This is a genomic window from Salipiger sp. ABF4_146 (genome assembly GCF_056161345.1).
In genome coordinates this window covers 287,668-298,565 of the sequence record NZ_JBSWYX010000001.1, presented here as the reverse complement: position 1 = coordinate 298,565, position 10,898 = coordinate 287,668, and the positions used below count along the sequence as shown (strand labels likewise).

General features: G+C 64.3%; 7 protein-coding genes. 2 read left to right on the top strand and 5 right to left on the bottom strand.

Annotated features, from left to right (window positions below):
* Nucleotide 1 precedes the first annotated feature (1 nt).
* From glgB to ACXAJT_RS01455, 5 genes are all read right to left on the bottom strand, one after another.
* Nucleotides 2–2,197, bottom strand: a complete 2,196-nt coding sequence (gene glgB, locus ACXAJT_RS01475; RefSeq protein ID WP_475232223.1) for a 1,4-alpha-glucan branching protein GlgB — start codon at nt 2,195–2,197, stop codon at nt 2–4.
* Between the two features lie 54 nt (nt 2,198–2,251).
* Nucleotides 2,252–4,627, bottom strand: a complete 2,376-nt coding sequence (locus ACXAJT_RS01470) for a glycogen/starch/alpha-glucan phosphorylase (RefSeq protein ID WP_475232221.1) — start codon at nt 4,625–4,627, stop codon at nt 2,252–2,254.
* A gap of 117 nt (nt 4,628–4,744) precedes the next feature.
* A complete protein-coding gene (locus ACXAJT_RS01465; protein WP_475232219.1) occupies nt 4,745–5,716 on the bottom strand; it encodes a glucokinase in 972 nt (323 codons plus the stop codon).
* 48 nt (nt 5,717–5,764) lie between these two features.
* Nucleotides 5,765–7,090 (bottom strand): GH1 family beta-glucosidase, encoded by a 1,326-nt coding sequence (locus tag ACXAJT_RS01460; protein ID WP_475232217.1) that lies wholly within the window; start codon nt 7,088–7,090, stop codon nt 5,765–5,767.
* A 39-nt stretch (nt 7,091–7,129) separates the two neighbouring features.
* The gene (locus ACXAJT_RS01455) at nt 7,130–8,155 is read right to left on the bottom strand and encodes a LacI family DNA-binding transcriptional regulator (protein WP_475232215.1); all 1,026 of its coding nucleotides are present in this window, start codon (nt 8,153–8,155) and stop codon (nt 7,130–7,132) included.
* 282 nt (nt 8,156–8,437) lie between these two features.
* On the opposite strand from ACXAJT_RS01455, the gene ACXAJT_RS01450 reads away from it, so the two are divergent.
* Nucleotides 8,438–9,802, top strand: a complete 1,365-nt coding sequence (locus ACXAJT_RS01450) for an ABC transporter substrate-binding protein (RefSeq protein ID WP_475232213.1) — start codon at nt 8,438–8,440, stop codon at nt 9,800–9,802.
* Nucleotides 9,803–9,886: 84 nt separating this feature from the next.
* A complete protein-coding gene (locus tag ACXAJT_RS01445) occupies nt 9,887–10,885 on the top strand; it encodes a carbohydrate ABC transporter permease (protein WP_475232211.1) in 999 nt (332 codons plus the stop codon).
* Nucleotides 10,886–10,898 lie beyond the last annotated feature (13 nt).

Genomic DNA, 10,898 nt, shown 5'->3' with positions numbered 1-10,898 from the left:
TTCACGTTTCCTCGCGCACGAGGAAGATCGCCGACAGTGGCGGCAGGAACAGCTCGGCCGAGGCCGGGTAGCCGTGGCTGGGCTCGTCGTCGGCGATCACACGGCCAAAATTGCCGCGGTTGCCGCCACCGTAGATCTCGGCATCGGTGTTGAGCGCCTCGCGCCAGACGCCGCTGTCGGGCAGGCCGATGCGGTAGCTTTGCTGCTCGGCGTTGCTGAAGTTGCAGATCACCGCCACTTCCGGCTCGTCGGCGCGGCCGCGGCGGATCCACGACAGCACCGAATTGCCGGTGTCGCCGCCGGCGATCCAAGCAAAGCCCTCGGGCTCGCAATCCTTGGCGTGCAGGGCGGGCGTGTCGCGGTAGAGGTGGTTGAGGTCACGCACCAACCGCTGCATCCCGGCGTGCTGCGGATCGCCAAGGCAGGGCCAGTCGATCTCGGCGTCATGGTTCCATTCGTGCGCCTGCGCGAACTCCTGTCCCATGAACAGCAGCTTCTTGCCCGGATGGCCCCACATGAAGCCATAGTAGGCGCGCAGATTGGCGTATTTCTCCCAGCCGTTGCCCGGCATTTTGCCCAGCATCGAGCCCTTGCCGTGCACCACCTCGTCGTGGCTGATCGGCAGGATGAAGTTTTCCGAGAATGCATAGACCAGACCGAAGGTCATCTGGTGGTGATGATGGCTGCGATGGATCGGGTCTTTGTGGATGTATTCGAGCGTGTCGTTCATCCAGCCCATGTTCCACTTGAAACCAAAGCCGAGCCCGCCCTGATCGACCGGCGAGGATACGCCCGGATAGGCGGTGCTCTCTTCGGCGACGGTGAGGATGCCGGGGTGCTGGCCGTAGGTTTCGGTGTTCATCCGGCGCAGCATGGCGATGGCTTCGTAGTTCTCGCGGCCGCCGTCCTTGTTGGGCACCCATTCACCCTCGGGGCGGGAATAATCGCGGTAGAGCATCGAGGCGACGGCATCTACGCGCAGCCCATCGGCGTGGTACTCTTCAAGCCAATAGAGCGCGTTGGCGGTCAGATAGTTCGACACCTCGGCGCGCCCGTAGTTGTAGATCAGCGTGTTCCAGTCGTGGTGGAACCCTTCCTTGGGGTCGGCATGCTCGTAGAGCGCGGTGCCGTCGAACCGGCCAAGGCCATGCGCGTCGGTCGGGAAGTGGCCGGGCACCCAGTCGAGAATGACGCCGATGCCGGCGCGGTGGGCGGCGTTCACCATGTCGCGGAACTCGTGCGGCAGGCCGTGGCGGATGGTCGGGGCGAACATGCCGATGGGCTGATAGCCCCATGAGCCATCGAAGGGATACTCGCTGACCGGCATCAGCTCGATATGGGTGAAGCCCATCTCGGCCACGTAGTCGATCAGTTCCTCTGCCGCTTCGACGTAGGAGATCGGACGCCCCCAGTCCTTGCGCCGCCACGAGCCCAGATGCACCTCGTAGATCGAGATCGGCGCGCTGCGCTTATGCGCCTCCGCGCGGGTTTCGATCCAGTCGTCGTCAGACCAGCCATAGCCCGAGATGTCGCGCACGATAGAGGCATTGGCGGGCGGGTGTTCCGAGCCGAAGCCAATGGGATCGGCCTTGCGTGGCTGCACGGTGCCGTCGGGGCCGACGATTTCGTAGCGGTAGAAGGCACCATCGCCAATCTCGGGCAGGAAAATCTCCCACACGCCGGTAGCGCCCCGTCTGCGCATCGGGTGGCGCAGCCCGTCCCACCAGTTGAAATCGCCCACCACCGACACGCGTTTGGCATTGGGCGCCCAGACCGCGAAATGCGTGCCTTGGGTGCCTTCGTGCTCCATCACATGTGCGCCGAGCGCCTCCCACAGCCGCAGGTGGCTGCCTTCGCCCAGGAGATATTCGTCGATATCGCCCAGCACCGGACCGAAACGATAGGGGTCTTCCTTCTCGAACGAAAACGGCCCCTCGTCGCCGTGTCCTTCGCCGCGCAGCCGGTAGGGCAATTCCCCCGGAACCGGCCCGCGGAAGAAGCCGGGCACATCGGTGGGCAAAAGCGGATGGCTGACGCCCTTGATCACCGCCCACATGCTGTCGGCGCCGGGATCATAGGCTGTCACATGCCGTGCCCCGTCCACCTCATGCGGGCCGAGCACGGCAAAGGGATCATCATGCTGCCCGCGAAGCAGGCGTAGCAGCGCGGAGTCGGGGGGATGCGAAGCGCTGGTCATGGAGGTGACTGTAGCTGCTTCGCAAGCGCTGGCAATGATCTAAGACACGTAACGTCAAAGAAGACTTTTCGCGCCCCAGATGTCCCCCATGTAGCCGCGGATGGTCCGGTCGGACGAGAACCACCCCGACCGCGCGGTGTTGAGCGCCGCCATATGCGCCCACGCCCGCGTGTCCTTGAACGCCACATCCACCTCGCGCTGCGCGCGCCAGTAATCGGTGAAATCCGAACACACGAGGAAGTAGTCGGCGCCTTCGAGGTTGCTGGTGATGCCGTGGTACCGATCGGGCTCGCCCGGCGAGAACCGGCCCTCACGGATCAGATCGAGCGCGCGCTTCAGGCGCGGATCGGCGTCGATCGCCTGCCGCGCGTGGCCCTCGATCTTGCGCCGTTCCGTCACCTCATCGGCGGTCATGCCGAACAGGAAGAAATTCTCGGCCCCCACATGCTCGCGGATCTCGACGTTGGCCCCATCGAGCGTGCCCACCGTGGGCGCGCCATTGAGCGCGAACTTCATGTTGCCGGTGCCCGAGGCTTCCTTGCCCGCGGTCGAGATCTGCTCTGACAGATCCGCGGCAGGGATCATCCGTTCTGCCAGCGACACGTTGTAGTTCGGCAGGAAGGCGATCTTCAGATAAGGCGCGGTGACCGGATCATTGTTGATCACCATCGCCGCATCGTTGATCAGTCGGATGATGTCCTTGGCAAAGAAATAACCCGGTGCCGCCTTGCCGCCGAAGAGCTTCAGGCGCGGCGTCCAGTCGGCGTTGGGGTTGTCGCGTATCTCGGCCCAATGGGCGATGGTCTCGAGGATGTTGAGGTGCTGGCGCTTGTACTCGTGCAGGCGCTTGATCTGCACATCGAACAGCATCTCGGGGTCCACGTGCAGCCCGTATTTCTCGGCCATCCAGTTCGAAAGTTCGGCCTTGTTGTCGCGCTTGACCTGCGTGTAGCGGTCGAGCCACGCGGCATCTTCGATCGACGGCTCCAGCTTTTGCAGCTGTTCCAGATCGTCGACCCAGTCTTCGCCGATGGTCTCGGTGATGAGGCCCGCAAGGCGCGGGTTGCATGACAGCAGCCAGCGGCGCGGGGTGACGCCGTTGGTTTCGTTGACGATGCGATCGGGGTGCAGATTGTGCAGCTCTTCGAAGACGGTGGTCTTCATCAGATCGGTGTGCAGCGCCGAGACGCCGTTGACGTGATGCGCCATGACAAAGCTCAGCGGGCCCATCTTCACCTGATTGTCGGCGCGCATGGAATTGAGGCGCGAAGGGTTCTGCTTGGCGTGGGTGCTGTCGATCTGGTCGATCAGCTGAATGTGGCGCGGCAGAAGGCGGCCAAAGAGCGCCTCGTCCCATGTCTCCAGCGCCTCGGGCAGCAGCGTGTGGTTGGTGTAGCTCAGGCAGCCCTTGGCGATCTCCATCGCGTCTTCGAACGGCAGGCCGCGCTCGTCATGCAGCACGCGCACCAGTTCCGGCCCGGCAATCGCCGGGTGGGTGTCATTGAGCTGGATCGCCACTTTCGACGGCAGCTTGCGCAGGTCGCCGAACTGGTTGTTGAAGCGGCGCAGGATGTCGCGCAGCGCCGCGGCGGTCAGGAAGTACTCCTGCTTGAGCCGCAGTTCCTTGCCCTGCTCGGTGGTGTCGTCGGGATAGAGCACGCGGCTGATGGTGCGCGCCAGCGCCTCGGGCTGCGCCGCGCCGGCGTAGTCACCGTGGTTGAAGCGGTCGAGGTCGAACGGGTGGATTGCCCGGCCCGACCACAGCCGCAGCGTGTTGGCCCAGCGGCCTTTCCAGCCGACGATCGGCGTGTCGAAGGCCTCGGCGTCGACCACCTCGGAGGGGTGCCAGCGCACCGCCTCGCCCCGCACATCCACATGGCCGCCAAAGCCGATGCGGTAGCGCACTTCGGGGCGCTCAAACTCCCACGCGTGGCGCTGTTCGAGCCAAAGCTCGGGCTGTTCGACCTGACGGCCATCGACAAAGCTCTGGCGGAAGAGCCCGTGTTCGTAGCGGATGCCGTAGCCATGCGCCGGGCAGCCCAGCGTCGACAGGCTTTCGAGGAAACAGGCGGCGAGACGTCCAAGACCGCCATTGCCAAGCGCGGCGTCCGGCTCGTCGGCCAGAACCGCGGCGTAATCCTTGCCGAACTCCTGCAGGACGGCCTTCGCCTCGTCCACGAGTTCAAGGTTGACGATGCCGTCTTCGATCAGCCGACCGATGAGGAATTCCATCGACAGGTAGTACACCCGCTTGGCGCCGGAGTCGTAGGTCTTGTGGGTGGCGTCGATCCATGCGTCGGTGATCCGGTCGCGCACCGCGTAGCTGAGAGCCATACGCCAATCCTCGAGGATCGCGTGTTCTGGATCCTTGCCGAAGGAATAGCGCAGGTGCTGAAGGACGGACTCGCGCAGAGATGCGGTTGTGGTCATGGGAGGCTCACTCGCTTTGGAAAAGACGAAGGGTTGCGCCGGTCGACCTAGGGCGCTTGCGGGCGTTTGCCTGAGTGATGAACAGACTTTATTGTGAAAAGGCGACCTTCTTGCGCATTACGCCGAGAATTCCGGCATTTCGCTCAAGTGACAGGCACATCCGGTGAGTGCCGCATAATCGTCGGTCACAAGGCTGACAGGAAACTGGCGCATGAACTCCTTGAACCGGCCGCGATCGACGAACGCCTGCTCAAAAGCGCCGGTGGTCAGATAGGGGCCAAAGTGGCGGGCAACGCCGCCGATCAAGTAGATGCCGCCGAAGGGCAGGGTGGTCAGCGCAAGGTTGCTGCACACCCGCCCCATCATGCCAACAAAGGCGTCGATGGCACGCAGCGCGCGCGGGTCGGTGCCCGCCTGCACGGCGTCCATGATCTGCTGCGCTTCCAGCGGCGTGCCTTCGCCGTCCTCGTCGCAGAGCCACGCGTAGACCCGCTCGAAGCCGCGGCCCGACAGGATATGTTCGACACCGGGGCCGTCGTGCTTGCGCTCGATGAAGCGCAGCAGGCGCATTTCGGCGTCGGTCTGCACGGGAATAGCAACGTGGCCCGACTCCGACGGCGGCACGAGGGTGCGATCGCCCAGGCGGTATACCGGCGCGGCGTTCATGCCGGTGCCGATGCCGACCACAAGGCGGGCGGCCTGCGGGCTGGCGGCTTGCCCGGGCAGGATCGGTGTCAGGCAGTCTTCGGCGATATGTCCAAGCGCGTGGCCCTGCGCCTGCAGATCGTTGAGCACCGAAATGATGCCAGCGCCGGTGGCGTCGGCGAGGGTGTCGCGGTCGATCTCCCAATCGATGTTGGTCAGCCGCCCGGCACCATCGCGCACCGGGCCGGCGACCGCAACGCAGGCCGCTTGCGGCTGCGCGCCGATCTCAGACAGGTAATGCCTGAGCACCGCGCCGATGCCGTCGCTGTCGGCATTGCGGTAGCGTTTCACCGATCCTTCGATCAGCTTGCCGCCCGCGCTGAGCGCAACGCGCGTGTTGGTGCCGCCGATGTCCGCCAGAACTGCCGTGTCGGTGCTGCTCATGATGCCCTCATTCCGTTTTGCCGCGCCTTCGGTCGATGCCGTGGCGGCTCATGCTGCCGTTAGCGCTCTCGCCAACGCGTGGTAAGAGGCTTTGGGCGTGCGTTCAAGCGTCTCGAAGTCCACATGCACCAGCCCGAAGCGTTTTTCGTAGCCGAGGCTCCATTCGTAATTGTCGAGCAGCGACCAGATGAAATGTCCCTTCACCGGCGCGCCCGCGGCGATGGCGCTGCGCACTTCCGCAAGATGGTCGTCGATATAGGCGATCCGGTCCTGATCATCGACGCCGCCATCCACCAGCGGATCGGGCGCGGCCATGCCGTTTTCGGTGACATAGAGCGGCAGATCGCCGGTGTATTGCTGCGCGAGGCGGATGAGGTGTTGCGACAGGCCCTGCGGGTAAATCTCCCAATCCATGAAGGTCTTGGGCAGCGGGCCTTCGACCTCGGTCAGCGACGGCCAAGGGCCGGCGTCCGGGGCGATCACCTTGCGGGTGTAGTAGTTGAGCCCGCACCAATCGAGCTTTTGCGTGATGGTGGGGAAATCGTCCTGCCAGTTCTGCGGCAGATGCGGCTCCAGCCCGTCGAGCACGATCTCGGGGTAGGCGCCCTTGAACACGCCGCCGACAAACCAGCGGTTATAGATGCCATCGTAGAGCGCCGCCGCGTGGCGCGCGTCGTCGGTGTCATCGGTGGCGGTGGACCATTCCATGTTGAACACGCCGCCGAGGTTATTCATGCCAAGGCCGCGCATCACTTCGATGGCGGTGCCGTGGGCGAGCAGCACGTGATGCATGGCGCGGGCGGTGGCGCGAATGTCGCGCAGGCCGGGGGCCTGCAGACCCATGAAATGCGACAGCCACGCCACGCACCACGGCTCGTTGATCGGGGCGACGGAATACATGCGGTCGCCGATGCGCTTCATCAGCACCTCGGTGAAATCGCCGAACCAGCCTGCGATATCGCGGTTGCGCCAGCCGCCGAGGTCGGCGAGCGGCGAGGGCAGTTCCCAATGGTAGAGCGTGGCGCAGGGCTTGATGCCGCGTTCGAGCATGGCGTCGGTGAGGCGGTCGTAGAAATCGAGCCCCTCTGGGTTGGGCGTGCCGCGCCCCTCGGGCAGCACCCGCGCCCAGCTGGTCGAGAAACGGTAGGCATCAAGCCCGGCGGCCTGCACCAGATCGAGGTCCGCCTCAAAGCGGTGGTAGTGATCGCAGGCACGGCCACCGTGTTCGGCGCGCACGACATTGCCGGGGGTGGCGGCGTAATCGTCCCAATGGGTGCGCCCGGCGCCGCCGAAGGCATGGCCCTCGATCTGATAGCTCGAGGTGGCGACACCGAAGAGGAAGTCTTTGGGGAAATCCTTGCGGGTGAACTGCATGGCCTGTCCTTGTGGGGTTGGGCGGTGGTGCGGTTGGGCTTAGGTGGGCGCCGGGCCGGTGGAGCCGCCGATGATCAGCTGCGCCTCGAGCAGCCGCGACTGCGCCGGGCGGGTGGGGTCGGCGATATGCTCCAGCAGCATCGCGGCGGCGATGCGCCCGGCCTCGTAGACCGACGAGCGGGTGGCGGTGAAGATCGGCAAATCGGGCCCGTTGCGCAGAAAGCTCAGATCGTCGTCATGGGTGATCACCGACACGTCGCGGCCCATCTGCAGCCCCGCGGCGTGGATGGCGCGCCGGATGCCGATGGCGGCGATCACCGAGGAGGTGAGCAGCGCGGTGGGCCGGTCGGGCAGGGCGAGCATCTGGGCGGCGGCCTCGAAGCCGTAGCTTTCGGTCATCTCGCCGCCCATCATGTAGCGCGGGTCGGGTTGGATGTCGCGCTCGCGCAGGGCCTGTTCGAAGCCGAGCCGCCGGCGATAGGCGAAATCCATGAATTCCAGACCGTTGATCAGCCCGATCCGCCGGTGCCCGAGGTCGAGCAGAAAGCTGGTGGCGCGCTGAAAGGCGTGGGTGTTGTTCATGTCGACCCAGCTATAGGCGGTGTCGAGTTCCGAGGCGCGGCCGTGCACGACAAACGGCAGGCCGAGCGTGCGCAGGAACGGGATCCGCCCGTCCTGCATCGACGGGCCATGCACGATGATCCCATCGACATTGCCCTTGGCCTTGAGGCGGCGGTAGTTGTCCTCCTCGTCGCGGTCGCCGGTAACCGAAAGGGTCATATCATACCCGGCCTTGACGTATTCCTCGCTGGCGCCAGCTATGAAGTCACCAAACACCGGGTTCATCATCTGATGCTGGGTCGAGATCGGGATCACATGGCCGATCGCCATGGCCCGGCCCGTCGCCAGCCCCTTGGCCCGCGCGTTCGGGGCATAGTTCAGCGCCTGTGCCGCCTCCGCCACGCGCTTGCGGGTCTGCTCGCTGACCTCGGGATAGCCATTGAGCGCGCGACTCACCGTGGTCTGCGACAGATTGAGATGCGCGGCCAGTTGCTTGAGGTTCATCGCGGGGTTTTCCAAAGCGCTTCGGTATTGCCCGACATTATCGTCAAAAGCAGGATCGCGGAAAGACCTTTTCACAACTGCCTTTTTTAGCTGCACTGCAGCACGGAATTTACACAACGGCAGCGTATTGCGTGATTGACAAACGGGGGGCAAACGCGGGACGCTTCGGCAATCTCAAACCGCTTTGGGGCATTTTGCCTCCAATTGCGCTGACACTGGGACATTCGCGCGGCACGGGAGGCCGCGACATGACGGGAGGATTTTGACGACATGACCATTGGCATGACGAAGCAAACTGGCGCGCGCGCCATTCTCGGCTCGGTTGCGGCACTGGCGCTTTGCGCGGGCGCGGCGCAGGCTGATCTCGTGTTCACGCCGGGCGAGGGCGATTTCAACTGGGAGAGCCTCGACAGCTTCGGCTCCGAGCACGATCTCTCGGGCCAGACGCTGAGCATCTTCGGCCCGTGGCGCGGCGACGATCAGGCGCTGGTGGAAACCGTGCTGGCCTATTTCGAAGAGGCCACGGGCGCCACGGTCAGCTATGCCTCGTCGGAAACCTATGAACAGCAGATCGTCATCGACACCGAGGCGGGCAGCCCGCCGAACATCGCGATCCTGCCGCAGCCGGGGCTTATTCAGGACCTTGTGTCCAAGGGCTTTGTCGAACCGCTGGGCGACGAGACAGCCGAGTGGCTGCGCGAGAACTATGCCGCGGGCGACAGCTGGGTCAGCCTCGGGTCCTACGAAGGCCCCGATGGGGAAGAGGCGCTCTATGCCTTCCCCTACAAGATCGACGTGAAATCTTTGGTGTTTTACGTGCCCGAAAACTTCGAAGACGCGGGCTACGAAGTGCCCGAGACCATGGAAGACCTCAAAGCGCTGACCGAGCAGATCGTCGCTGAGGGCGAGACGCCGTGGTGCATCGGCCTTGGATCTGGCGGAGCCACCGGCTGGCCGGCGACGGATTGGGTCGAGGACATGATGCTGCGCGTGCAGCCGCCCGAGGTTTACGACCAGTGGGTCAGCAACGAGATCGCCTTCGACGATCCCAAGGTGATCGAGGCGTTGGAGGAGTTTGGTTGGTTCGCCAAGAACAATGACTTCGTCGCGGGCGGCACTGGCGCCGTGGCGACCACCGACTTCCGCGAAAGCCCGAACGGGCTCTTCGCCTCGCCGCCGCAGTGCTACATGCACCATCAGGCGAGCTTCATCCCGACCTTCTTCCCCGAAGGCACCGAAATGGGGCTGGACGCGGATTTCTTCTACATGCCCGCCTATGAGGGTAAGGACCTTGGCCAGCCGGTGCTGGGCGCCGGGACGCTGGCCTTTATCACCGAGGACAGCGAGGCATCACGCGCCTTCATCGAGTTCCTGCAGACCCCGATCGCGCATGAGATCTGGATGGCGCAATCGGGCTTCCTGACGCCCTACAAGGAGGCCGACGCCGAGCTTTACGGCACGCCGACGCTGAAGAAGATGGGCGAGATCCTTCTTGATGCCACCACCTTCCGCTTTGATGCCTCCGACCTGATGCCGGGCGCGGTGGGCGCGGGCAGTTTCTGGACCGGCATGGTCGATTACGTCGGAGGCAAATCCGCCGAGGACGTCGCCAGCGAGATCCAGAACAGCTGGGACGCCGCCAAGTAACCGCGCCTGATCTCAACTCGGGGCGCCGCAAATCCCATGGGTTTTGCGGCGCCCCTGACGACTGCAAGCGAAGGGGAGGAGAGCATGCATCCGGCATTTCAGGCGGTGCTGACCATCGTGATCGGGCTCGGCGGCTGCATCGGCTATTTCTGGCTGTCGAACCAGTTCCTCGACAAGGTGCTGTTTCCGGCGCGCGGGCCCAACATCGGGCGCAACATCCGCCGCGCCGAGATGATCCGGCCCTGGCTCTTTCTGTTCCCCGCGATGTTCGCCCTCGGGCTCTATCTGGCCTATCCGGTGCTGGCGACTTTCTGGCTTTCACTCACCGATCGCGACCAAGGCGGCGCCTTCGTTGGCTTGGCGAACTACACGCAGATGGCCGCCGACCCGAAGTTCTGGGAGGCGATCCGCAACAATATGCTATGGCTGGTGGTCGTGCCCGCCGCCTCCACGGCGTTCGGCCTGCTGGCGGCGCAGCTTACCGACCGGATCAGCTGGGGCAATATCGCCAAGTCGCTGATCTTCATGCCGATGGCGATCTCTTTCGTCGGCGCCTCGGTGATCTGGAAACTGGTCTATGATTTCCGTCCCATCGGGCAGGAACAGATCGGCATCCTGAACGCCGTGTGGGTGTGGCTGGGCGGAGAGCCGCAGACGTGGCTGACGATCACCCCGTGGAACAACTTCCTGCTGATGGTGGTGCTGATCTGGATTCAGACCGGTTTCGCCATGGTGATCCTCGGCGCGGCACTGCGCGGCATCCCCGAAGAGACGGTGGAGGCGGCCATCGTCGACGGTGCCAACCCGTTCCAGATCTTCTTCAAGATCAAGGTACCGCAGATCCGTTCAACCATCGTGGTGGTCTGGACGACGATCACGCTGGTGGTGCTGAAAATCTTCGACATCGTGCTCGCCATGACCAACGGCCAATGGCAGACGCAGGTTCTGGCAAATTACATGTACGACAAGCTGTTCCGTGCGTTCGACTGGGGCGTCGGCTCGGCCTCGGCCATGGTGATCATGATCCTCGTCTCGCCGATCTTGGTGTGGAATGTGATCAACGCGCGCCGCGAGACGCGCTGAGGGAGGGCGGCGA

Excerpts from the sequence above, each read along its gene's own strand:
- glgB (WP_475232223.1), bottom strand. The coding sequence starts at position 2,197 with ATGACCAGCGCTTCGCATCCCCCCGACTCCGCGCTGCTACGCCTGCTT.
- ACXAJT_RS01460 (WP_475232217.1), bottom strand. The coding sequence starts at position 7,090 with ATGCAGTTCACCCGCAAGGATTTCCCCAAAGACTTCCTCTTCGGTGTC.
- ACXAJT_RS01470 (WP_475232221.1), bottom strand. The coding sequence starts at position 4,627 with ATGACCACAACCGCATCTCTGCGCGAGTCCGTCCTTCAGCACCTGCGC.
- ACXAJT_RS01465 (WP_475232219.1), bottom strand. The coding sequence starts at position 5,716 with ATGAGCAGCACCGACACGGCAGTTCTGGCGGACATCGGCGGCACCAAC.
- ACXAJT_RS01445 (WP_475232211.1), top strand. The coding sequence starts at position 9,887 with ATGCATCCGGCATTTCAGGCGGTGCTGACCATCGTGATCGGGCTCGGC.
- ACXAJT_RS01455 (WP_475232215.1), bottom strand. The coding sequence starts at position 8,155 with ATGAACCTCAAGCAACTGGCCGCGCATCTCAATCTGTCGCAGACCACG.
- ACXAJT_RS01450 (WP_475232213.1), top strand. The coding sequence starts at position 8,438 with ATGACGAAGCAAACTGGCGCGCGCGCCATTCTCGGCTCGGTTGCGGCA.